We start from the raw sequence: 23,793 nt of genomic DNA, 5'->3' as shown, positions 1-23,793 counted from the left end.
TGGCGATAACCCCGAAACCGCCGACTGGCGCGAATCGCAGCGCCGGTATTGCAGATTCTCACAAAAATTAACAAAATTTGTAAACTCAGCAACCTGGCTTCCAGCGTAAGGTATTGACCCTTAACCCCCATTTTACCGGAGTCACAATGACAGAACTCAACGCATCTCGTACTGCCCTGGTGGTGATTGACCTGCAGGACGGCATTCTGCCGTTTGCCGGCGGTCCGCACGGCGCCAATGACGTCGTGGCACGCGCAGCACGCCTGGCGGAGAAATTCCGGGCCAACGGTTCACCGGTAGTGATGGTGCGAGTAGGCTGGTCAGCCGACTACGCCGAAGCCCTGAAACAGCCGGTTGATGCGGCACCTCCGGGCCATACCCTGCCAGAAAACTGGTGGAACTACCCTACTGCGCTGGGTAAACAGGACAGCGACATCGAAGTCACTAAACGCCAGTGGGGCGCGTTTTACGGCACCGATCTGGAGTTACAGCTGCGCCGTCGCGGCATCGACACCATTGTCCTGTGCGGTATTTCAACCAACATTGGCGTCGAGTCTACCGCACGCAACGCCTGGGAAATGGGCTTCTCACTGGTTCTGGCGGAGGACGCCTGCAGCGCGTCCAGCGCCGAGCAGCATAACCATAGCCTGAAGTTTATCTTCCCGCGCATCGCCCGCGTCCGCAGCACCGATGAGATAATCGCCTCGCTATGATTTATCTAGGCCTTCCACAATGGCAGCACCCCAAATGGAACCGGCTCGGCATCACTTCGCTTGAAGATTACGCCCGCCATTTTAACTGTGTGGAAGGCAATACCACGCTGTACGCGCTGCCAAAAGCAGAAACCGTACAGCGCTGGCGGGAGATGACAGGCGACAGTTTTCGCTTCTGTTTTAAATTTCCCGCCACCATTTCCCATAACGCTGCCCTGCGAAACTGCGGCGATCTTACCGCCGAGTTTTTTGACCGCATGTCGCCGCTGGCTGGCCGCATCGGGCAATACTGGCTTCAGCTACCGGCAGCGTTTGGGCCAGGCGACCTTCCCGCTTTGTGGCATTTTCTGGACTCTTTACCCGCCGGGTTTAGCTATGGCGTTGAAGTGCGCCATCCGGCCTTTTTCAACAAAGGGGCAGATGAGCAGGCGCTGAATCGCGGGCTGCACGAACGTCAGGTAAACCGCGCTATTCTCGATAGCCGCCCTATTCATAGCGCCGTGCCGCATAACGAAGCGGTGCGGGAGGCCCAGCGTAAAAAGCCTAAAGTCCCGGTGCATGCCATCGTGACCGCTTCAAACCCGCTAGTGCGCTTTATCGGCAGCGATAACATGGCGCAAAACGCCGCGCTATTCGACGTCTGGTTAAAAAAACTGCCTGAATGGGCAACGAAAACCACGCCCTATCTGTTTCTTCATACGCCGGACATTGCCCAGGCACCAGAGCTGGTCCATACGCTATGGCCCGCGCTGCAGCAGGCATTCCCTGAATTAGGCCCCGCACCAGCAATCCCTCAGCAGGCCACACTTTTCTGACCACTAGCGACAGCACTCCGGTTGCGAGCTATCATAGCGTGGGCCGTAACTGTTTCGACATGGAGTTCATATGGTAAGCGCGCTTTATGCGGTGCTGGCTGCTCTGCTGTTAATTAAGTTTTCATTCGACGTCGTTCGCCTGCGCATGCAGTACCGCGTTTCCTACGGCGACGGCGGCTTTAGCGAACTCCAAAGTGCGATACGTATTCACGGCAATGCCGTCGAATATATTCCTATCGCCCTCCTGCTTTTATTACTGATGGAGATGGACGGCGCCGAAACCTGGATGGTGCATATTTGCGGTCTTATGCTGCTGGCCGGACGCCTGCTGCACTACTACGGATACCATCACCGACTGATCCGCTGGCGTCGTTCCGGCATGGGCGCTACCTGGTGTACGCTGCTGCTGATGGTGCTGGCTAACTTATGGTATATGCCGTGGGAGTTGGTTTTCTCGCTCCATTAACGCAAAATACGCCCCTTTCGAATTTCCGGATTTAACGTTATGTCTGACCGCGATACGCTGTTTTCCGCCCCAATAGCCAAACTGGGCGACTGGACCTTTGATGAACGGGTGGCCGAAGTGTTCCCCGATATGATCCAGCGCTCGGTGCCCGGTTACTCCAATATCATCTCCATGATTGGCATGCTGGCGGAGCGCTTCGTTCAGCCCCACAGCCAGGTTTACGATCTTGGCTGTTCTTTGGGTGCGGCAACGTTATCGGTGCGTCGTAACATCCGTCACGATAGCTGCAAAATCATTGCCGTTGATAACTCTCCGGCAATGGTCGAGCGCTGCCGCCGCCATCTGGATGCGTTTAAGGCGCAGACCCCGGTTGAGGTCATCGAAGGCGATATTCGTCATATCAGCATTGAAAATGCCTCAATGGTGGTGCTGAACTTCACGCTGCAATTCCTTGAGCCCGACGATCGTCAACTGCTGCTGAATAAAATCTGGCAGGGCCTGAAGCCGGGCGGCGCGCTGGTGCTTTCGGAAAAATTCAGCTTTGAAGACGCCGAAGTCGGCGAGCTGCTGTTTAACATGCACCACGACTTCAAGCGTGCAAACGGTTACAGCGAACTTGAAATCAGCCAGAAGCGCAGCATGCTGGAAAACGTGATGCTGACCGACTCGGTTGAAACCCATAAAAAACGCCTTAAACAGGCGGGCTTTGCGCACGCCGAGCTGTGGTTCCAGTGCTTCAACTTTGGCTCTCTGGTGGCCGTCAAATCCGGAGAAACCGCATGATTGATTTCGGTAATTTTTATCAGCTGATCGCCAAAAACCACCTGGCCCCGTGGCTGGAAACGCTGCCTGCGCAGATTGCCAGCTGGCAGCGCGAATCCCTGCACGGCCAGTTTAAGCACTGGTACAACACGGTGAATTACCTGCCGGAAATGACCCCGCACCGCCTCGACCTGCTGCACAGCGTGACGGCCGAGGCGGCTGCGCCGCTGAGCGAAGGCCAGCAGTTGGGCATTGAAAAGCTGCTGCGTAACCTGATGCCGTGGCGTAAAGGGCCATATTCGCTCTATGGCGTAGACATCGATACCGAATGGCGCTCGGATCTTAAGTGGGATCGCGTGCTGCCGCACATCTCTCCACTTGCCGGACGCACCATTCTTGACGTCGGCTGCGGCAGCGGCTATCACCTGTGGCGGATGATTGGCGCTGGCGCACAGCTTGCGGTTGGCATCGATCCGATGCAGCTGTTTATTTGCCAGTTCGAAGCAGTACGCAAGCTGTTGGGTAACGATCAGCGCGCCCACGTTCTGCCGCTGGGCATAGAGCAGCTTCCGGAGCTTAACGCCTTCGATACCGTATTCTCGATGGGCGTGCTTTATCACCGTCGTTCGCCGCTGGACCATCTCTGGCAGTTGAAGAATCAGCTGGTCAAGGAAGGTGAGCTGGTGCTGGAAACGCTGGTTGTGGAAGGGGATGAAAATACCGTGCTGGTGCCCGGTGAGCGCTATGCGCAGATGCGTAACGTGTACTACATTCCGTCCGCGCTGGCGCTGAAAAACTGGCTGGAGAAATGTGGTTTTGTCGACGTTAAGATTGTCGATCACTGCCTCACCACCCAGGAAGAGCAGCGCCGGACGTCGTGGATGACCACCGAATCACTGGGCGATTTCCTTGATCCTAACGACAGCAGCAAAACCATAGAAGGCTACCCTGCCCCGCTGCGTGCCGTTTTGGTGGCTCGCAAGCCATAATCCTCGAATAAAAAACCCGGCGCTGAGTGCCGGGTTTTTTATCTTCGCTATCACTTAGCGATAAACCTGCGCGGTACCGCTCCACAGGCTGGAGTCACCCGGTGTGCCAAGGCCGGTAATGTTAATTTTGCTGCCGCCAATTTTCTCGGCTTTTACCTGAAGCTGGTTGATGGCGTCATCGGTGCTGCCTGACACGCCGCGAATGGACACTACGCCAATTTGCTCCTCACCCACCGCGCTGCCGTTAAGCACCTGAGGCAGTGGTGCAGCAAAAGCGGCAGAAGCAAAGACGGATGACAGAGCCAGGATTACAGTTGCAGTTATTTTTTTCATTTTAATTCCCTCTAACATTGATAGTTGTCGGAGAGGATTATTCACAATGGGGTGTTTTGTAACGTAAGTGACTGGCAAACGATGTTAAACAATGTGTGCAAAAAGTGCAGAACCAGTTACACAACGCTTCCCCGGTTACAAAATAAAAAAAGCCCCAGCAATCCGCCGGGGCCTGGTACGAGCAAGCATCATATTGGGCGACATGATGCGCGGTAAAAATCTTTTCAGCGCGACGGGCTCGTCACCGACAGCGCGTTTTTCATTGCCGCCACTACGTCTGCATCCACGCAGTAGCGATTAAACTCATCGGCTTCGGCATCGGCGCTCATCGACACGCCTGCTTTGCGATAGCGCATCGGCGAAGGAACCGAGCGCCCGGCGGAGCTGTGAAGCTCTTCAATGCCGTTTGCAACAAACTTGCTTACGTTGCTCAGACGCACGCCTGCGCCAGCCATAATGATTGGAGCACGGGAATGCTGTTTTAGTTCCCGAAGAAGTGAGATTCCCGTTTCAGCCGTTTGCTGCTGCCCGGAAGTCAGTATTCTCGCCACGCCCAGCGCCGCCAACTGCTCGAACGCCTGCAGCGGATGATGACACATATCAAAAGCGCGGTGGAACGTCACGGCCATCCCTTCCGCGGCCTGCATCACCTGCTCCATTCGCGGTAGATCGATATTGCCGTCCTCATCAAGCATCCCGATCACCAGCCCCGGAAAGCCTAGTTCGCGCACGAAGGCGATATCTTCCAGCATGGTGGCAAATTCACCGTCGGTGTAGCAAAAATCACCGCCGCGCGGACGAATAATCGGGTGCACGGGAATCGACACCTTTTGTCTGACCTGCCGAAGCACGCCGGCGGAAGGCGTCAGCCCTCCTTCTTTAGGCGCAGAGCAGAGTTCAATTCTGTCCGCGCCGGCTTGTTCTGCAGTGACAGCACAATCTATTCCATAACAGCATATTTCAAGCAAAGCCATTGATTACTCCTAAAAAAACCTGCAGTTCGCCGGTTGTGTCCCTGTACCTCGATGAACATCTGAAAACAGGTTCACAAAAAGGTAGCGTACTATGACATTCAATTTTGATGAAGGGATCGACGGACGTCACAGCGACAGCGCGAAATGGAATAAATTTTGGCGGTACGGCGGCGCTGCCTGATGAAGCGATCCGCCGCCTGCAAACGCGGTGAAGCAATGTTAATCAGTCGGCCCGTTCGCTGGCGACGATCTGCTCGATGCTCCAGGGGTGGAATTTAATAGTGACTTTACCGTCGGTAACCGCAAGCGTTGGGTTAGGCAACCTTTCGCGTTCACCTTTTGGCGAGCTGGTTTTCACCGAAATCCCCGTTTCACGCAGCCCGGCGTCGGACAACAAATCCAGCGCCCGTGCGTTGAGCGTTTCCGGCTCGCCCGGCAGCACAATTTCAATATGCTCCCAGCCTTCGTGCGGGTAACGCTTCTCGCCCGGCCAGGGCAGCTCCACCACCGTAAACCGCCAGTGTTCTACGCACACCGGCTCATCCAGCTTGAATAAGCAAATCGGGCGACCGTTAATCACATTTTCACTCAGTAAGGCGCCGCATTTTTCCAGCCCCGCACGCCAGCGGTCGGCGGTCGCGTTCTGATGGCAGCGCAAAGAAATGTGATCGGCATCAAGCGGCGCAATATCCAGCCCGAGCCGGGTGGCAAGTTCTGTTAACGCTTTCGTAAATCTCGGCAGATCTGCCGAAATATCATGCAGTTCATCTACCGCCTGCCAGTTTGCCATGCCGCCATCCTCTTTTTCAGAAAGCGCGTAATCTACCCTGTTCCTGGGGGCGAGCCAACTCCCCGCCGGGGCCAAAATAAGATGAATGGTTATTCATTACGCCGTTAATAATAATTGCGCGCCCCGTGAGCGAGGCTTTTGCTGACGCCAGGCCGCAAATAACGTTATACTCACGCCCTGTTTCGTTCCTCATTTTCAGGCTGCCCTTGATGCGGCGGCCCAGTACAAATTGTAAGGTATCCCGGTGAATATTCAGTCTCTTCTCTCAGAAAAAGTCAGCCAGGCGCTGATTGCTGCAGGCGCACCAGCGGACTGCGAGCCGCAGGTTCGTCAGTCGGCAAAAGTCCAGTTCGGCGACTATCAGGCCAATGGCGTGATGTCCGTTGCTAAAACGCTGGGCATGCCGCCACGACAGGTCGCAGAGAAGGTCATCGCCAACCTCGATCTGACCGGGATCGCCAGCAAAGTTGAAATTGCAGGCCCAGGCTTTATCAATATTTTCCTCGACCCGGCATTTCTGGCTAAAAACGTCGATGAGGCTGTGGCGTCTGACCGCGTGGGCGTTAGCGTGTCTAAACCGCAAACTATCGTGGTGGACTATTCCGCGCCGAACGTTGCCAAAGAGATGCACGTGGGCCATATCCGCTCCACCATCATCGGCGATGCCGCCGTGCGTACTTTCGAATTCCTGGGCCACAAGGTGATCCGCGCGAACCACGTCGGTGACTGGGGTACTCAGTTCGGCATGCTCATCGCGTTCCTGGAAAAACAGCAGCAGGAAAACGCGGGCGAAATGGCGCTGGCCGACCTCGAAGAGTTTTATCGCGCCGCCAAAAAGCACTACGACGAAGACGAAGCCTTTGCCGAGCGTGCACGCGGCTATGTGGTTAAGCTGCAGGGCGGCGATGAATACTGTCGTGAGATGTGGCGCAAGCTGGTCGACATCACCATGACGCAGAACCAGAAAACCTACCAGCGCCTCAACGTGACGCTGACCCGCGATGACGTCATGGGCGAAAGCCTCTACAACCCAATGCTGCCCGGCATCGTTGCTGACCTGAAAGAGAAAGGTCTGGCGGTAGAAAGCGAAGGCGCGACCGTGGTGTTCCTTGACGAGTACAAGAACAAAGACGGCGATCCGATGGGCGTTATCATCCAGAAGAAAGACGGCGGTTATCTCTACACCACCACCGATATCGCCTGTGCGAAATATCGCTACGAAACCCTGCATGCCGACCGCGTGCTGTACTTCATCGACTCCCGCCAGCACCAGCACCTGATGCAGGCGTGGACCATCGTGCGTAAAGCGGGCTACGTGCCTGAGTCCGTCACGCTGGAGCACCAGATGTTCGGCATGATGTTGGGCAAAGACGGCAAGCCGTTCAAAACCCGCTCCGGCGGCACCGTTAAGCTGACCGACCTGCTGGATGAAGCCATGGAACGCGCCCGCGGCCTGGTAGCGGCGAAAAACCCGGACATGCCTGCGGACGAGCTGGAAAAACTGGCGAATGCGGTAGGTATTGGCGCGGTGAAATACGCCGACCTGTCCAAGAGCCGTACCACGGACTACATCTTCGACTGGGACAACATGCTGGCCTTCGAAGGTAACACCGCGCCGTATATGCAATACGCCTATACCCGCGTGCTGTCCGTGTTCCGTAAGGCAGATCTCGACGAAGCCGAACTGCTGAAAGCCAACGTTGTGATTGCCGAAGATCGTGAAGCCCAGCTGGCCGCTCGCCTGCTACAGTTTGAAGAGACGCTAAACGTGGTTGCTCGCGACGGTACGCCGCACGTGATGTGTGCCTACCTCTACGATGTAGCAGGCCTGTTCTCCGGCTTCTATGAGCACTGCCCAATCCTGAGCGCCGCCGACGAAGCCACCCGCAACAGCCGCCTGAAGCTGGCGCTGCTGACCGCGAAGACCCTGAAGCTGGGTCTGGATACCCTGGGGATCGAAACCGTAGAACGCATGTAACTGCCACAGTCTGCGGGAACTAAAAAGGCTCATCGTTTGATGAGCCTTTTTATTTTACTGGATGTAGTTAACGATAACCTGATTACTGCGCACCCGCAGCGGTGGGTACATTGAGCCGCCGCCCGGCACTTCCCAGACAAAACGCAAAGGCTGGTTGGCGTCGGTATTGGTCAGGCCGCGCGTGGTGCCGTTATCACCCTCAAGCGGCGTGCAGTTGGTTGGCGAACAAAGTTTGACCGCCAGTCCGGCAGGCGTCGGGCCATCCAGCACATAGGTCCAGGCAATCAGCGTCATTTTGCCGGTAACGGGCTGCATCGGCTTCAGCGGGCGGGATGATGCCGTCACGCCACGGTTGCTCAGCGTCACGCCGATACCGCTGTCCTGCCAGGAACCTTCGCCTAACGCCAGCGCACCAAACGGCACCAGCAGCATCAAAAGCAACGCTTTCATTATTTATTTCGCTCCGATTGTGGCCGTCATACGGATGTTACGGTTGTCAGACAGCTCGAGGCTCGACAAGACCACCAGCTGAGGCAGCGTTCTGCGTAAGAAACGCGCCAGCAGCGGACGCAGCGCGTGGTTCACCAACAGAACCGGCGGCGCACCCAGCATCTCCTGGCGCTGCAGGGCATCCTGAGTCTGCTCCAGCAGGCGATCGGCCAGCCCCGGCTCAAGACCGCCACCGCCCTGCAACGCCTGTAGCAGCAGACGCTCAAGCGCCGCATCCAGACCGATAACCTGCACTTCGCCGGTGCCGGGGAACCATTGCTGCGTGATAGCCCTGCCCAGCGCCACGCGAACCACGGCGGTCAATTCATGCGGATCGCTCTGAATAGGCGCATGCTCGGCCAGCGTTTCCAGAATCGTGCGCATATCACGAATCGGCACTTTCTCTTCCAGCAGGTTTTGCAGCACCTTGTGCAGCGTGGTGAGCGTCACCACTGCCGGGATAAGATCTTCGGTCAGCTTAGGCATTTCCTGGGTCACGCGGTCAAGCAACTGCTGCGCTTCCTGACGGCCAAACAGCTCCGGCGCAAACTGCCCGATAAGATGGTTCAGGTGCGTTGCCACCACGGTACTCGCTTCAACCACGGTGAAGCCCTGAATCTGCGCCTGCTCTTTCAGCGCACTTTCAATCCAGATAGCGGCCAGGCCAAAGGCCGGATCGATAGTCGCCTCGCCCGGCAACGTCCCCGCGGCGGTGCCGGGGTTAATCGCCAGCCAGCGGCCCGGATAGGCATCCCCGCTGCCGATTTCAACGCCCTTCATCAGAATACGATAGCGCGCGGGCGGCAGGTCCATATTGTCGCGAATATGCACCACCGGCGGCAGGAACCCCATCTCCTGAGCGAATTTTTTACGGATACTGCGGATACGCCCGAGCAGCTCGCCGTCCTGCTGGAAATCAACCATCGGGATCAGGCGGTAGCCCACTTCCATCCCCAGCGGATCTTCCAGCTGAACGTCATTCCAGGTCGCTTCCACCGCCTGAGTATTTTCCGGCATTTTAACCGGCTGCGGCGCTTCCGGCGCGGCCATCTGGCGGCCACGCATCCACCAGGCTAAGCCCAGCAGCGCGGCGGTAAACAGCAGGAAGACGAAGTTAGGCATCCCCGGCACCATGCCGAGCAGCCCCAGAACGCCCGCGGCTAACAGCATCACGCGTGGGTTATTGAACAGTTGGGTGACCATCTGTTCGCCAACGTCCTGATCGGTCGCCACGCGAGTTACGATAACGCCCGCCGCCGTGGAGATAACCAGGGCGGGGATCTGGGCGACAAGGCCGTCACCGATGGTCAGCAGCGTATAGCTTTGTGCCGCTGCGCCCATCGCCATATCGTGCTGGATAACGCCGACCATCAGCCCGCCGACCACGTTAATCACCATGATTATAAGCCCGGCCACGGCGTCGCCGCGCACGAACTTACTTGCCCCGTCCATAGAGCCGTAGAAGTCCGCTTCCTGGGTCACTTCCGAACGGCGCTTTTTCGCCTCCTCTTCGCCAATGATCCCGGCGTTCAGGTCGGCATCGATGGCCATCTGTTTACCCGGCATCCCGTCCAGCACAAAACGCGCCCCGACTTCAGCGATACGTCCCGCACCCTTGGTGATAACCATAAAGTTGATGATAACGAGGATGATAAACACCACGATACCGATGGCGAAGTTACCGCCGACCAGGAAGTGGCCAAAGGCCTCAACCACTTTACCCGCCGCCGCGGCACCGGTATGCCCTTCAAGCAGGATGATACGGGTAGAAGCCACGTTCAGCGCCAGGCGCAGCAACGTGGTAAACAGCAGAATGGTCGGGAACGCCGCGAAGTCCAGCGTGCGCTGGGTGAACATCGCCACCAGCAGCACCATGATCGACAGCGCGATGTTAAAGGTAAACAGCAGATCGAGGACAAACGGCGGCAGCGGCAGCACCATCATCGACAGAATCAGCAGGATCAGTACCGGGCCGGCAAGAATTTGCCATTGCCCGGATTTCATGTTGCCCGGCAGGCGCAACATCGCAGCCAGATTAGCCATCGGAGTCCTTCTCGTTTGCAAAGTCCAGCGCCTCAGGCACCGGCAGATTTTCAGGTTTCTTCGGAATTAAGCCGCCGGCCATGCGCCAGCGCCGTAGCTGCCAGACCCAGGCCAGCACTTCCGCCACGGCGGAGTAAAGCTGACCGGGGATCTGCTGGCCAATTTCCGCATGGCGGTACAGCGCACGAGCCAGCGGAGGGGCTTCCAGCATTGGGATACGGTTTTCATTACCAATCTCTTTGATGCGCTGCGCGATCAGCCCGGCTCCTTTGGCCAGCACCTTCGGCGCACTCATCTTGTTTTCGTCGTACTGCAGGGCCACCGCATAGTGGGTCGGGTTCGTCACGATAACGTCAGCCTTCGGCACATCGGCCATCATGCGACGGCGCGCGATCGCCCGCTGCTGCTGACGAATACGCCCTTTGATATGCGGGTCGCCCTCGTTTTGTTTGTACTCGTCACGAATATCCTGGCGGGTCATGCGTAACTTTTTAATGTGGCTGTAAATCTGGAAGAAAACGTCGAACCCCACCATTGGGATAAGCCCCAGAATGACCAGCAGGGCACAAAGCGCCACCATGTTCAGCGCGTTTGCCAGCGCGGTGACCGGGGACTCACTCATCAGCCGCATCATCGCCGGCCAGTTGTGCCACAGATACCAGCCGGCCACGCAGCCCACCAGGGTCGCTTTCAGCATTGCCTTCAGCAGTTCCGCCGCCGTCTGCATGGAAAACATCCGCTTAATCCCGGTAATCGGATTGAGCTTGCCGAGATTAAACTGAATTGCTTTTGAGCTGAAATTCACCCCGCCCAGCAGCATCGGCGCGGCTATCGCCACAATCACTAATCCGGAGATAAGCGGCAGCAGCGCCATCACGGCAAGCTTAATCAAATGGCTGATCTGATTCACAATCAGGCTGGGATCGTTGATGATTTTATGGTCAAAGTGCAGGCCATCAGACAGCATCGCGCCGAGCATTTTGCCAAGCGACGCCCCGCCCATCCAGATAATGCACAACCCCACCAGCAGCATCAGCAGTGAGGTCAGTTCTCGGGAACGCGGGATTTGCCCCTCTTCACGAGCCTTTTCAAGTCGGTGGGCCGTGGGGGCTTCTGTTTTTTCCTGATCGCTATCTTCAGACACCGCAACAATCTCGTGGCCGCAATTTCAAGGACAGCATGCCAGAGCACGGTTGGGCTAATAGAGGAATTACAAACGTTTTTGTACGTTTATTTTGGCGTTAAGGGGGGTTACAGAAGCAAACAGAAGTTTTTCATTCTTGTTGCAAGGCAAATGGGAGAGGCCCCGGAAAATTAAAAACCTGTTTCATTTCATCATGGCGAGCCGGTTTCTTTCCATGTATCTTCAACGCAATAAAACCACACCAATACAAAGGATATATTATGCAGTGGAATGAATTACTTAATGACCAAAGACGTAAAGATAAACACGAACAGAACACAACTAAAAATAGCTCGGTTTCCAACACCTCTGGGGGGCGTCAAGAAATTGAACGGGATTATGACCGCATTCTTTTTGCGGCCCCAACCCGAAGGCTTGCAGATAAAACTCAAGTCTTCCCTCTGGATCAGAACGACAGCGTCCGCACACGACTGACTCATTCCCACGAAGTGGCCAATCTCGCTCGCAGTATTGGTGTTCGACTGGCTTTTGAATTTCATGAACAGGTATTTGATGATTTACCTGCTTCATACCAGATTCAGCGGGACGTGCCTGCCCTACTTGCCGCCATCGGCCTGGCCCACGACCTTGGTAATCCGCCCTTTGGTCACCAGGGTGAAACAGCTATGCAGGAATGGTTTACCGGGATGATTGGCAAGGAAGAGAAGGTCAATGCTCCGTTTTATGATGACTTCCGATTATTTGATGGGAACGCTCAAACATTCAGATTAGTGACAAAATTACAGGTTTTGAATGACACTTACGGTCTAAATCTAACCTACGCAACGCTTGCATCATTAATCAAATATCCTCGTTCAAGTTATTCTGCTGACAAAGAAATCTGGAAAAAACACGGCTATTTCTATTCTGAAGAGAATATCGTCAAGGATGTCTGGGAAGAGACAGGATTACAAGAAGGTATTCGTCATCCTTTCACCTATATCATGGAGGCCTGTGATGATATCGCTTATTCCATTCTGGATGCGGAAGATATCGTCAAAAAAGGACTGGCATCGTTTCATGACTTAATGGATTTCCTTGCCTGTTGGGATGCGGAAAATCCTGACCCTGAAAATGATATTATTTCCGACGTCATTCACTATAGCAAAGAGAAAAACAAATCATTCTCCGACAAAAAATTAAAACTATCTCCTTCAGAACTGAATGATACTAGTATGCAAATGTTCAGAGTAAGGGCTATTTATAAATTGGTCACCGCCGCTGTTGATGCGTTTACTTCGAACAAAGATAAGTTTCTTTCCAACGACTGCAATATCGCTAACTTAATATCCATAAGTAAAGGAAAGAACTTATGTAAAGCTTTAAAAAAGTTCGATCAAACTCGCGGTTATCGACATCCCAGCGTGCTCAAACTCGAACTGAAAGGTTCAAACTACATTAAAGGCCTGATGAGCATGCTATGGATAGGCATTCATGGACACAAAACCGATGAAGAAAGAGAGAAAGAACAAACATCCCCTAACAATGATCTACCGCCAAGGGAGGAATTTGCTTCTTCGACCCCGTTCGGAAAATATGCATATGGGCGGATCTCAGAAAATTATCGAAGAATTTTTGAACAAAAAGATGATTCAAACCCTCTACCACGACTCTACAGAGAAGCTCAGCTTCTGGCAGATGCCATCTCAGGCATGACCGATAGCTATTTGATTGCCCTGCATGATGAGCTAAAATCGCTGTATGAGTATGAACATCGTCAACAGTAACGGACTCCTGCGTCAGCGTGTAAAAAACTACTTCACGTCAGACGCAGCAAGTAATCAAATCGCCAGCGAGCTCATTCATTCGCTGGCTGAACATGCTCATGTCTACATTTTTGGCGGCATGATCCGCGATCTTGGTCTTTACGGGACAGAGGGTTTTTCTTCAGACATTGACCTGGTTTATGAGGGGTCGCGACAGGCGCTACAAAACACGCTGTTTCATATAGGCATAACCAATCCAATTGAGAATAAATTTGGTGGCTTTCGCTTCCATTTCTCCCAGCATGATTTCGATATCTGGTGTCTCGAAGATACATGGGCATTTAAAAACAAACATATTTCACTTAAAGACGTTAACAGCCTATTAAAAACAACATTAATGTCCTGGGATGCTATTATTTATGACGTTACTAAAAATGAAATCATTGCTGAAGATGATTATCTTAACAATCTAATGAACCGTCATCTTGATGTTGTTTTAACTGACAATCCAAACACGATTGGTTCAATGGTTAAAATACTGAGAACGATATACATTAAAGATGTCGTAAGCCTGGGACCTAAACTTTGTGATTTTTTACATCAAAAGCTGCAGGGAAGTGACATCAATGAAATTATTGAATATGAACAAGCACACTATGAAGAACAGACAATAGAAAAAGAATATGTATTAAATCTTCACAATGATCTTTCGTGCTTTAATTATCAAAATGCATTTACGCTGAAACAGCACCATCTAAAAAAAAATAATAGCCACTCTGCCCATGACAGAGTGGCTAATAAATTAGAACCCTAAGCTGTCGAGCAAATCGTCAACCTGGTCCTGGCTTGCCACTACGCCGGCGGCGGTAGCATCAAGCTGCGGGCCGTTCAGCAAGCCTTCGTTCACGCGCTTAGCGCGAGCGTCCGGCTCCGGCATATTTTCCAGCAGCACCATCAACAGCTGGCGTTCAATCTCCTGGATAACGTCCATCATGCGCTTGATAACCTGACCGGTAAGGTCCTGGAAATCCTGCGCCATCATGATTTCCAGCAGCTGGGCGTTGGTGAAGCTGGTGTGCTCCGGCACGCCAGACAGGTAGCTGCGGGTATCGGTCACCAGTTCACGGGCGTCTTTCAGCTCGATTGGATTTTCAAACCATGCATCCCAGCGGCCGCTCAGCGCTTTGGCTTCGCTTTCCAGCTGATTCTGATGAGGCTGGGACAGCTCCACGCAGTTCAGGGCGCGTTCCGCGGCCTGGGCGGTCATCTGCACTACATAGTCCAGGCGATCACGGGCGTCAGGAATAGCTTCAGCCGCTTCGGCAATAGCCTGGTCGAGCCCCAGTTCACGCAGGCTGTCGCGCAGCATGCGGGTCAGGCTGCCGATACGTGCGATAATATCGGTCGGTGAATGCTCGTGTATCTCTGTTGCCGGGTTTGTTGATGAGTGCATTTGCGCCTCCTTACATGCCGAGCTTTTCGAAAATTTTGCCCAGTTTCTCTTCCAGCGTCGCCGCGGTGAATGGCTTCACCACGTAGCCGCTCGCCCCGGCCTGTGCTGCCGCGATGATGTTTTCTTTTTTGGCTTCCGCCGTCACCATCAGCACCGGCATGGCTGACATCGCACCATCGGCACGAATGGTTTTCAGCAGTTCCAGACCGTCCATGTTCGGCATGTTCCAGTCAGAAATCACAAAACCAAATCCGCCTGCCTGCAGTTTGTTCAGCGCGTCTACGCCGTCTTCAGCCTCTTCAACGTTATTAAAACCCAGCTCTTTAAGCAGGTTACGCACGATGCGGCGCATGGTTGAAAAGTCGTCTACGACCAGAAACTTAAGTTCTTTGTCCGCCATAAAATCCGGGCTCCTTCAGTTAAATACGTATTGCCTGTCCGGCACTAATTTTCGCCAGCATCTGCTGGCTTACCTGGCTTAAATCGACCACTTCGCTGACGCCACCGGAATTGATGGCCTCACGCGGCATGCCGAACACCACACAACTTGCTTCGTTTTGGGCGATGGTCCACGCCCCTGCCTGGTGCATCGCCAGCATCCCGGCGGCACCGTCATTACCCATTCCGGTGAGGATCACGCCCACGGCGTTTCGCCCCGCGTGTTTCGCCACCGAATGGAACAGCACATCCACGGCCGGGCGATGCCGGTTCACGGGTGGGCCGTCATGTAATTTGATTTGATAGTTCGCGCCGCTACGCGCCAGCTCCATGTGCTTATCGCCCGGAGCGATATAAGCATGGCCCGGCAGCACGCGTTCGCCGTCTTCCGCCTCTTTCACACTTATCTGACAGAGCTTATTCAGGCGCTCGGCAAACGACCGGGTAAAACCAGGCGGCATATGCTGGGTTATCAGCAGCGCCGGACTGGAAAGCGGCAGCGGCTGCAGCACGTGACGAATCGCCTCGGTGCCTCCGGTTGAGGCACCAATGGCAATCAATTTCTCAGAGCTCAGCAGCGGCCCGGCCTTCAGGGTCGCAGGCACGGCGGTCGGTGCATGAGCGGCAATCTTAGCCCTGGCGGCGGTACGCACTTTCTCGGCAATCATTTCGCTGTAGGCCAGCATCCCTTCGCGGATGCCGAGCTGCGGCTTGGTCACGAAGTCGATCGCGCCCAGCTCCAGCGCCCGCAACGTAACCTCAGACCCTTTTCCGGTGAGGGAAGAGACCATCACCACCGGCATAGGCCGCAGGCGCATCAGCTTTTCCAGGAAGTCGAGGCCGTCCATGCGCGGCATTTCGACGTCCAGCGTTAACACGTCCGGATTGAACTTTTTAATCAGATCGCGCGCCACCAGCGGGTCCGGGGCGGTAGCAACCATTTCCATATCGCTATGACTGTTGATAATTTCCGTCATTATCTGCCGCATCAGCGCAGAGTCATCGACCGATAAGACACGTATTTTCGTCATGTTCTTTCCTTACTCAGGCCATAGACCGTCTGGCCACGCAGCCAGAAGTCGCGGCTGAGGTTACTGAAGTTCTCCGAATGCCCGGCAAACAGCAATCCACCGGGCTTCAGCAGCGGAACAAAGCGCTGCAAAATGGCCTGCTGTGTTGGTTTATCGAAATAAATCATCACATTGCGACAAAAAATGGCGTCAAAAGGCCCCGGCACCGGCGCCTGCTTGTCCAGCAGGTTGATCGGCGCAAAATCAATATGGCTCGACAGCTCGCTGCGCACGCGAACCAGGCCGTCATGCGGGCCCGTGCCGCGCATGAAATAGCGCTGCATCTGCATCGGTGACAGCGTTTTCAGCTCTTCCTGGCGGTAAACGCCGCTCTGCGCTTTCTCCAGCACCTGAGTGTCTATGTCGCTGGCAAAAACCTTCCAGCGCCCCGCGCCGCCGCCCAGCACATCGGCAAGCGTAATGGCGATGGAATACGGCTCTTCGCCGGTCGAAGCCGCTGCGCTCCAGACTTTATAATCTCCGCCGCGCTTGCGGGCGTGTTCCGCAAGGATCGGGAAGTGGTGCCCTTCGCGGAAAAATGCCGTCAGGTTAGTGGTCAGCGAGTTAATAAAGGCCTGCCATTCGGCAGTACTGGAGTTCGCCTCCAGCATGCCCAAATAACGGCCAAAATCATCCAGCCCCAGCAGACGCAGGCGGCGAACCAGACGGTTGTAAACCATGTCCCGTTTATGGTCGGCCAGCACGATTCCCGCGCGCTGGTAAATCAACTGGCATATCCGACGAAAATGCGCGTCGGAGAGCGGCAGACGCTGTGTCATCTGTAGCATTAATGACTGTTGCCCCGTGGGCGTTGGTGATGTCATAGCGCCTTCTTCATTCCATTCAAGATGTTACCCATTCTCCGGAAGCGACAAACTCACTGGCGGAGGACTGAGGTTCGGCGCCGCTCAGGTTAAATACGGCCACCACGCCGGAGAGATATTCGGCCTGGCCCGCCAGCGCATCGGTGGCGCTCGCCGCCTCTTCAACCAGCGCGGCGTTTTGCTGTGTCACCTGATCCATCTGGCTTACCGCCTGGGCGACCTGTTCGATGCCACGACGCTGTTCATCAGACGCCGAGGCTATTTCCCCCATAATGTCGTTCACCTGCGTCACCGAACGAACTATCTCGGCCATCGTGGTCGCCGCCGTATCAACCAGCTTCGACCCCTGCTGTACGCGGTCAACGGACTCTTCAATCAATACTTTGATCTCTTTTGCCGCCTGCGCGCTGCGGCTGGCAAGATTACGAACCTCTCCCGCCACCACGGCGAAACCACGGCCCTGCTCACCGGCTCGCGCCGCTTCTACCGCCGCGTTCAGCGCCAGGATGTTAGTCTGGAATGCAATGCCGTCGATAACGCTGGTGATGTCGCTGATTTTCTGCGAGCTGCCGGCGATGTCGCGCATGGTGCTGGCCACGTTAGCCGCCTGCTGCCCACCCTGCTTCGCGGTATTGGCCGCGCTGCGGGAAAGTTGAGCCGCCTGGCGCGCATTATCCGCGTTCTGCCCCACGGTTGCCGTAAGCTGCTCCATGCTGGCGGCAGTCTCGGCCAGCGAAGCCGCCTGCTGCTCGGTACGAGCAGACAAATCGTTATTGCCTGCGGCAATCTCACCAATGCCGGTATGCATAGCGCTGGTGCCGCTTCGAACCTGACTTACCGTCTCTTTTAACGCGGCCTGCATGTTTTTCAGGCTGGCGAAAATCTCCGAGATCTCATTGCGCCCAAAGACCGAAATCGGCCTCGCCAGATCGCCAGCGGCGATGTTGTCAAAGTGGCTACGCACAATCGCCAGCGGCTGAACGATCATTTTGCGCGACCAGGCCAGAGAACCGAGCAAAAGCACCACGGCGACAATCGTCACCACGGTAAAAATCACCGCAGAGAGATGGTAATTTTTCTGGCTGTCGCCGCTGGCGGTCGACACTATCTGGTTAATGCTCTGCTGCCAGGCGTTGAAGTTCGCATCAAAAACGTCCTGCGATTTCTGTACCGGCGCGCTCATAAAATCAGAAAGCTGGTTGTTCTCAAGCCACGTAGCCTGATGCTGGAGATCGTCGCGGAACGCCGCATAGCTCGCTTTCGTCGACGTCATCAATTTCTCGATATCGCCGCCCGTCTGCGGAACTTCGAGGAACTGGTTAAACAGCATATCCGCCTGCTTCAGGCTGCTGCGGGCGTTAGCCATCAGGCGCTTAATATCGTCCGGTGGATAACTCAGCGCCGTCAGGGTACCCGCCCGGTTTAAGGCGTTGCTGGCCTGCAGTAAAGCGGCACGACTTTGCGTTAACGCATCGCGCTGCTGATTGCTCACCTCGACGCTCTTGAAGTTCTGAAAATCGTCACGAAAAGCCCAGAAAGACAAACCATTACTGCCAATCTGCAGCACGCCGCAGACAATCAAAATCAGGAAAAGAGTGGTCGAGATCCGGATACGGTTTAACATCAAAGCTTCCTCTGACGGCCATTTGGCCGCGATTCATCCGATCAGAAAGTTTCCCAGTTATCGTTATCACCGGCCCTGGCCGGAGTACGCGGGGGGTGAACCACAGAGCTTTGCGCCACCGGCGCGGCCGCTGCAGTTTTTTTACTGCCCGCATTCCCTTGCAAACGGAACGTCGCAACCGACTGAGTCAGGCGACTGGCCTGCTCCTCCAGCGCGGCGGCCGCGGCAGCAGACTCTTCCACCAGGGAGGCGTTCTGCTGCGTAACTCTGTCCATTTCAGAAACGGCAAGGGCGACCTGGTCGATACCTTTGCTTTGCTCATCTGACGCTGAGGCGATTTCTCCCATGATGTCCGTGACTCGCGTAACGGCGTTCACGATATCGCTCATGGTTTCCCCGGCGCTTTCGACCAGCACTGAGCCGGTGTCCACGCGTGAAACGGAATCTTCAATCAGTGATTTAATCTCTTTCGCAGCCTGCGCGCTGCGGCTGGCTAAATTACGAACCTCACCGGCCACCACCGCAAAACCACGTCCCTGCTCGCCCGCACGAGCGGCCTCTACCGCCGCGTTCAGCGCCAGGATATTGGTCTGGAAAGCGATGCCGTCGATAACGCTGATAATGTCGGCGATTTTTTTCGAAGAACCGGCAATGTCGTGCATGGTTTTCACCACGCCGTCCACGACCTTGCCGCCGCGCTGCGCGGTTTCAGAGGCGTTCAGCGCAAGCTGGGAGGCCTGCCGCGCGTTCTCGGCGTTCTGCTTAACGGTGGCGGTCAGCTGCTCCATGCTGGCAGCGGTTTCTTCCAGAGATGCCGCCTGCTGCTCGGTACGGGAGGAGAGATCGTTGTTACCTGCGGCGATTTCAGTGGTCCCGCTGTAGATAGCGTCAGAGCCTTCGCGCACGCTGCTAACCGTGGCGATCAGCTCCTGCTGCATGTGCTGCACGCTGGAGGCGAGCTGGGTTAGCTCGTTTTTTCCTTCAACGTTAATTTTTTCCATCAGGTTACCGGCGGCGATTTCGCGAATATGGCCAATCACCACGTTGAGCGGCTTGAGCAGGATCCGGCGCATGCCGAACCAGACCAGCAGAATGACTGCCGCCAGCGCCAGGGCTAAAATCCCAAGCTGCCAGATGGCGAAGGTATAACCGGCACGGCTGTCTACGTAGGAGGCTTCGTACATGCGGTCGTTAAGCGCCAGATAGCCGTCGTAGGCTTTTTCGAGCGCGTTTTGCATGCCCTGAGTTGACTGGCCAAAGTAGGCGTCCATATTGCCGCTTTCCAGGTAACCAATAAGCTCAGCCAGCGCCTGGTGATAGGCCTGGTAGTCACCGTCGATGTCTTTCACCACGGCGTTCATTTCTGGGGAGATCGGAGCGACCTGTTTAAAGCTGTTGTAGTGCTGCGCGGCGCTGGCGAGGGACTTCTTCGCGTTGTTCAGCAGGTCAGTCTTCGCGGCACTCTGGCTGTTCGCCGGGTCCATCATCATGCGTGCGGCAGAGCGGCTCAGGTTGATACGCGTATGCAGCATCAGGATCCAGGCCTGGTTTAACTCGGCCTGCTGAACCCGTAATTCTCGAGAAACTTTGAAGTTGTCATTATTGTTTTTTAAAGAATTAAAGAACATTCCACCGGAAATGATTTGCAGCAGCGCGAACACCACCAGCACCATCATTAGCATGGTGACAACGCGAATACGCTTTAACATAGGACGCCCTTTTAACGACTTGTTCCCAAAGTTATCGGCACAGGGCGCGGGAACTTTACGTTAAGTCACAGGGAAATTAACCGGTTGCGCTACAGCAACCGGCTATGGGCAAGACGTGGCGGCGATCAATAAGTTACGGTGATGGTCACCGTGTCGGCGTAATCATCGGGGGTATAGTTAGTGCTCGGGATGGTGACATAGACCGGATACTGCTGGGCGATGCCGGTCCCCGTGCTGGAACGATAGTTTGATGCCGTGTTCCCCCACACGGCACCGGATGCCCCGGACGCCTGCCTGAGCTGATAAGGCACCTGGTCGGTATTCGCTCCGGTGCCTTTTAACGCCCCTGTTCCCCCGGTGTTGTTATTCGAAGGGGTAAGACCCACGGTGTAAAGTGTACCGTTGGTACAGGCAATGCCGATGGTGTTATTCGAAGCCAGATTGCTTTGCATCGCCGCCACCGCCCCGAAGCTCACGTTGTTGGCATAGCTGACATTGCACTGCTTGCTGACGGTTGCGATGACATTAAAAGGAAAGTTTGTTGCGACGCCCGTGCCGCAGCCAGCGGGTGGCGCCAGCAGGCCGGTATTCATCGTTACCGTTGTCATACCGCTGGTGTAAATATCCTGATAACCGCCCGGCGCGGCGGAGGTTTGCGGCACCGACATTTGCGCGTAGACCGTCAGGCTGCCGGTGACGGGCGTCAGGTTGAGTAAATTTAACTGTATCATCGGATAGGTGGTCCCCGACTGGAACTGACTTCCCCATGCGCCTCCGCTGACTGTCCCCTGATAAAGCTCATAGCTCAACGTGCTGGCAGGCGGCCCGGCAAAAGACATTTTGTGGTTCCCTACCCCGGCCCCGTCAATATTAAAACAAAGCGTCACCCCGGCCAGCAGATCGCCCAGTTGCTTGGAACAGCTGTAATCGAAGGTCATCGACGTATTGGGCGTAGCTGTCGCCAGCGGGTTGACGGTACCAAAGTTAACCGTTTGAACGTTGCTCACCGAGCAAACCACCGCCTGGCTAATTCCGGGGGACAGCAAGAGCACCGCCAGCAGCAGCAATTGTTTTAATCTCACGCGGATAACTCCTGTATCAAAAGGCCACAGACTTGCTAGCGGCACACAATCGGGCCGATATTCGGCACGCTTTTCTGGTTCTCGGGGTAGTCAAACTCGGCGAGGCAAATGCCGTTTTCCGTGGTCACTCTTAGCTGGTTATGCATCTCAAGCGCGTCAAAGTAGGCCAGACCATCAAACCCGACCACGGTGTCTTGCCCGATGCCCGCCATCAGCCTGACGGGGCTGCCTTCCGCAATAGCATTTCCCCGGGCATCCACCAGGCTCACCTGCGCAGCGCGTACCGGCTTAATGTCAAAATTCACCAGCGTCCCGGAGCGGTCTGCCGGCGTGGCATTCATACTCACGTTACGGATCCGCATATTGGCCGGGAGGTTCATCGGGTCAATGCTGATGAGGTTGTTTTGGTAGCTGTTCAGCGGCGTCACCAGCAGCTGACCGTTGCCGTCGCTGTTGCCGATCAGATTATGCTGCAGCTTCACCGGCACGTTCGGAATACCGTCCGTCGACACCACCGCAAAACCGTTATTGATCTCGCGTGCGGCAAACACACCGCCGCCCATCATCACCAGCGAGCCGGTAGCGCCCGCATAACCGTAATTATTATCAGGAATGCTGCGGAAGCCGCTATACACTCGGCCGTAGCGCCCCAGATAGCCCACTTCACCCTGCCCGCTTTGCTGAGAACTCTGCTGGCTGGCGGCCACGTTCCAGCCCACCCCGCCTTCAGACGGCGGCGTCTTGCTGGCGTTGAGCTGGTACCCCATCTTGTCGCCCGTGCGCTGAACCGTTGCGCCTGCGGTAAGGTTGTTCTGGGTACTGACGGTCACCATCAGGTAAACGCTGCGGTCGCGGCTGTCGTCGATGTTCTGGTTAAAGCTGGCGCTGAGGGAGACGTTTTCGGAAATGGATTTAAACCAGCTGGCGTTGGCATAGCGAATTGCGCTTTGGTCCGGGTAGCGAAACTGCAGATAGCTCATACTGAGGTTCCCGCCAACGCCAAAGTTATACCCCACCACCGCGCTGCCGCTGAACGCGGGCGGCGCGGAACCATAACGAGTGGCAACGTCGCGATAATCTCCGGAGGTGGCCGTGGCGCTGGAGCTAAAGTTGAAACGCCCCCCGGACCAGCGGTAGCCAAGGCCGTATAAATAGCCATTCTCCCCGGAGTCCGAGCTGGCGGCGAGCGCCGTTGAAATTGTTCCGGCCTGGCTGGCGGGGATCCAGTCGCTGCTTATCCCGCCGTTCACCAGGCTGTCGCTGGTTTCGAAATGACCACCGGCGGTCAGGCTGTTGCTGAAGCCACGCCGCCATGTGCCGCCGATCGCCGGCTCGCTGGCGTAGTCAAAAGAGCTGTAGCCGTAGTTTTTTCTGACCACACCCAGTTCGAGGGACCAGTCGGTCAGCCCTTCCCTCAACAAAAGCTGATCGTTATAAAAAGAAAAGTTCTGCACACTGGTTCTGCCCAGCGCATCGGTCATCATTACCTGAGCATTCCCTGCCCCGGTGATGTTTGGCAGCGTATTCAACTGGAAGCTGCCCGCCGGCACTTCACCGTTATAATATTTCACCCCATTGACATATAGCTCAACGCTCGACGGCAGCGTTGCCGAGCCAAGAAAAGCCGGCAGCGGCGTCGTGGGCATATTGGGATTAAGGCCAAAATCGGTACCGATCTTTACCCCGGCGATACGTGTCTGACGGGACCAGGAAAGCGAACTGGTTAGCGTGTCACCGAGGGTGACCGCCAGCATTTTATCGGGAAACGAAGAGCGCCAGCTGGTATCAAGCCGGCTAAAGGACTGGTTGTCATTTTGCTCGGTGGAATAGCGCGTAAGCTGGGTCGAACTGAATACGCCTGCAGCGCCAAACGCGCGGAACTCACTGAATGAATTGAAGTTACTTTCTTTCCCGCTGTCCGCATAGAGATCGTAGTTCAGCAATGCGCCGACGGCATTTGAGGCCGTCGGAGAGGACATATCCGTCTGGTTTAGCTGGGTTGTTTTCAGATCTAGCAGGCTCAGCGGCGCGTTCAGCGCCAAAGTTTGCTGCTGAACGTTATAGTCAACCGTGACCTGCGAAATATCATTGAGGTAAAAAGGCGGGCGCGCTTTTTCCGGCAGGCGAAATCCCAACTGACGCAGGGCCATTGCGTCGCCGTATAATTTGCCGTTAGCGTAACCAAGATGAACCAGACCCACGGGATTACCATTCACCGTCGTGTCGAGATATAAATCAACGCCTACAGGCTGAGCTGTGTCATTTTTGACCGCATTCTGAGGTAAGTCATTATTAGTATCTTGTGCTGCCGTTATGCCTGAGAAAAATAAACCATTAAGCAATATAATTTTT

General features: G+C 55.3%; 22 protein-coding genes. 8 read left to right on the top strand and 14 right to left on the bottom strand.

Annotation, left to right across the window (positions count from 1 at the left end; translation table 11 throughout):
* Positions 1–146: 146 nt before the first annotated feature.
* The 5 genes from HX778_RS08330 to cmoB all read left to right on the top strand — a co-directional run bounded on the left by HX778_RS08330 (position 147) and on the right by cmoB (position 3,745).
* Positions 147–713, top strand: coding sequence for a hydrolase (locus tag HX778_RS08330; RefSeq protein WP_176981762.1), 567 nt, complete (start codon positions 147–149; stop codon positions 711–713).
* Positions 710–1,528: a DUF72 domain-containing protein gene (locus HX778_RS08325; RefSeq protein ID WP_176981761.1), complete on the top strand. Its 819-nt coding sequence runs from the start codon at positions 710–712 to the stop codon at positions 1,526–1,528. Before HX778_RS08330 ends, HX778_RS08325 begins: the two co-directional genes overlap by 4 nt.
* A 70-nt stretch (positions 1,529–1,598) precedes the next feature.
* On the top strand, positions 1,599–1,994 hold the full coding sequence (locus HX778_RS08320; RefSeq protein WP_038481798.1) for an MAPEG family protein: 396 nt from the start codon (positions 1,599–1,601) through the stop codon (positions 1,992–1,994).
* Between the two features lie 39 nt (positions 1,995–2,033).
* The gene (gene cmoA, locus HX778_RS08315) at positions 2,034–2,777 is read left to right on the top strand and encodes a carboxy-S-adenosyl-L-methionine synthase CmoA (RefSeq protein WP_038481795.1); all 744 of its coding nucleotides are present in this window, start codon (positions 2,034–2,036) and stop codon (positions 2,775–2,777) included.
* Complete coding sequence (gene cmoB, locus HX778_RS08310; protein WP_176981760.1) at positions 2,774–3,745, top strand: tRNA 5-methoxyuridine(34)/uridine 5-oxyacetic acid(34) synthase CmoB; 972 nt, start codon at positions 2,774–2,776, stop codon at positions 3,743–3,745. Before cmoA ends, cmoB begins: the two co-directional genes overlap by 4 nt.
* A 54-nt stretch (positions 3,746–3,799) precedes the next feature.
* On the opposite strand, the gene HX778_RS08305 is transcribed toward cmoB, so the two are convergent.
* The 3 genes from HX778_RS08305 to HX778_RS08295 all read right to left on the bottom strand — a co-directional run bounded on the left by HX778_RS08305 (position 3,800) and on the right by HX778_RS08295 (position 5,842).
* On the bottom strand, positions 3,800–4,078 hold the full coding sequence (locus tag HX778_RS08305) for a DUF1471 domain-containing protein (RefSeq protein ID WP_038481790.1): 279 nt from the start codon (positions 4,076–4,078) through the stop codon (positions 3,800–3,802).
* Positions 4,079–4,302: 224 nt separating this feature from the next.
* Positions 4,303–5,052: a copper homeostasis protein CutC gene (cutC, locus tag HX778_RS08300; protein WP_038481787.1), complete on the bottom strand. Its 750-nt coding sequence runs from the start codon at positions 5,050–5,052 to the stop codon at positions 4,303–4,305.
* Positions 5,053–5,275: 223 nt separating this feature from the next.
* Positions 5,276–5,842, bottom strand: a complete 567-nt coding sequence (locus tag HX778_RS08295; protein WP_176981759.1) for a VOC family protein — start codon at positions 5,840–5,842, stop codon at positions 5,276–5,278.
* Between the two features lie 244 nt (positions 5,843–6,086).
* On the opposite strand from HX778_RS08295, the gene argS reads away from it, so the two are divergent.
* Positions 6,087–7,820 carry an arginine--tRNA ligase gene (gene argS, locus HX778_RS08290; RefSeq protein WP_176981758.1) on the top strand — a complete coding sequence of 578 codons (1,734 nt, stop codon included), beginning with the start codon at positions 6,087–6,089 and terminating at the stop codon, positions 7,818–7,820.
* Between the two features lie 54 nt (positions 7,821–7,874).
* Here the strand turns inward: argS and HX778_RS08285 are convergent, their stop codons facing one another.
* Genes HX778_RS08285 through flhB form a run of 3 tightly spaced genes read right to left on the bottom strand, consistent with a single transcriptional unit; the run spans position 7,875 to position 11,496 of the window.
* Positions 7,875–8,270: a flagellar protein FlhE gene (locus HX778_RS08285; protein ID WP_038481778.1), complete on the bottom strand. Its 396-nt coding sequence runs from the start codon at positions 8,268–8,270 to the stop codon at positions 7,875–7,877.
* Positions 8,271–8,273: 3 nt separating this feature from the next.
* Positions 8,274–10,352 (bottom strand): flagellar biosynthesis protein FlhA, encoded by a 2,079-nt coding sequence (gene flhA, locus HX778_RS08280; RefSeq protein ID WP_038481775.1) that lies wholly within the window; start codon positions 10,350–10,352, stop codon positions 8,274–8,276.
* Complete coding sequence (gene flhB, locus HX778_RS08275) at positions 10,345–11,496, bottom strand: flagellar biosynthesis protein FlhB (protein ID WP_038481772.1); 1,152 nt, start codon at positions 11,494–11,496, stop codon at positions 10,345–10,347. Before flhB ends, flhA begins: the two co-directional genes overlap by 8 nt.
* 260 nt (positions 11,497–11,756) lie before the next feature.
* Between flhB and HX778_RS08270 the strand changes: the two genes are divergently transcribed.
* Together HX778_RS08270 and HX778_RS08265 are read left to right on the top strand one after the other, a co-directional pair.
* Positions 11,757–13,262 carry a deoxyguanosinetriphosphate triphosphohydrolase family protein gene (locus tag HX778_RS08270; protein ID WP_176981757.1) on the top strand — a complete coding sequence of 502 codons (1,506 nt, stop codon included), beginning with the start codon at positions 11,757–11,759 and terminating at the stop codon, positions 13,260–13,262.
* On the top strand, positions 13,243–14,055 hold the full coding sequence (locus HX778_RS08265; protein ID WP_218167053.1) for a hypothetical protein: 813 nt from the start codon (positions 13,243–13,245) through the stop codon (positions 14,053–14,055). The genes HX778_RS08270 and HX778_RS08265 overlap by 20 nt, the downstream gene beginning before the upstream one ends.
* Here HX778_RS08265 and cheZ read toward each other — a convergent pair.
* From cheZ to HX778_RS08225, 8 genes are all read right to left on the bottom strand, one after another.
* Positions 14,044–14,694: a protein phosphatase CheZ gene (gene cheZ / locus HX778_RS08260; RefSeq protein ID WP_039294603.1), complete on the bottom strand. Its 651-nt coding sequence runs from the start codon at positions 14,692–14,694 to the stop codon at positions 14,044–14,046. The two genes, HX778_RS08265 and cheZ, sit on opposite strands and share 12 nt — an antisense overlap.
* 10 nt (positions 14,695–14,704) lie before the next feature.
* On the bottom strand, positions 14,705–15,094 hold the full coding sequence (gene cheY / locus HX778_RS08255; protein WP_008453900.1) for a chemotaxis response regulator CheY: 390 nt from the start codon (positions 15,092–15,094) through the stop codon (positions 14,705–14,707).
* Positions 15,095–15,113: 19 nt separating this feature from the next.
* Positions 15,114–16,163 (bottom strand): chemotaxis response regulator protein-glutamate methylesterase, encoded by a 1,050-nt coding sequence (locus HX778_RS08250; RefSeq protein WP_038481767.1) that lies wholly within the window; start codon positions 16,161–16,163, stop codon positions 15,114–15,116.
* Positions 16,160–17,026 carry a protein-glutamate O-methyltransferase CheR gene (cheR, locus tag HX778_RS08245; protein ID WP_038481764.1) on the bottom strand — a complete coding sequence of 289 codons (867 nt, stop codon included), beginning with the start codon at positions 17,024–17,026 and terminating at the stop codon, positions 16,160–16,162. The genes HX778_RS08250 and cheR overlap by 4 nt, the downstream gene beginning before the upstream one ends.
* 19 nt (positions 17,027–17,045) lie before the next feature.
* Positions 17,046–18,650, bottom strand: coding sequence for a methyl-accepting chemotaxis protein (locus HX778_RS08240; RefSeq protein ID WP_176981755.1), 1,605 nt, complete (start codon positions 18,648–18,650; stop codon positions 17,046–17,048).
* 41 nt (positions 18,651–18,691) lie between these two features.
* On the bottom strand, positions 18,692–20,359 hold the full coding sequence (gene tar, locus HX778_RS08235) for a methyl-accepting chemotaxis protein II (RefSeq protein ID WP_176981754.1): 1,668 nt from the start codon (positions 20,357–20,359) through the stop codon (positions 18,692–18,694).
* 125 nt (positions 20,360–20,484) lie between these two features.
* Entirely contained in the window at positions 20,485–21,441 is a 957-nt protein-coding gene (locus HX778_RS08230; RefSeq protein WP_176981753.1) for a spore coat U domain-containing protein, read from the bottom strand.
* Positions 21,442–21,476: 35 nt separating this feature from the next.
* The gene (locus HX778_RS08225) at positions 21,477–23,756 is read right to left on the bottom strand and encodes a fimbria/pilus outer membrane usher protein (RefSeq protein ID WP_176981776.1); all 2,280 of its coding nucleotides are present in this window, start codon (positions 23,754–23,756) and stop codon (positions 21,477–21,479) included.
* Between the last annotated feature and the right edge of the window lie 37 nt (positions 23,757–23,793).

Origin of the sequence: Cedecea sp. P7760, assembly GCF_013386425.1 — a bacterium.
Lineage (GTDB): Bacteria > Pseudomonadota > Gammaproteobacteria > Enterobacterales > Enterobacteriaceae > Cedecea > Cedecea selenatireducens.
The sequence above is the reverse complement of the archived record's forward strand: the minus strand, read 5'-3'. Positions and strand labels throughout refer to the sequence as shown.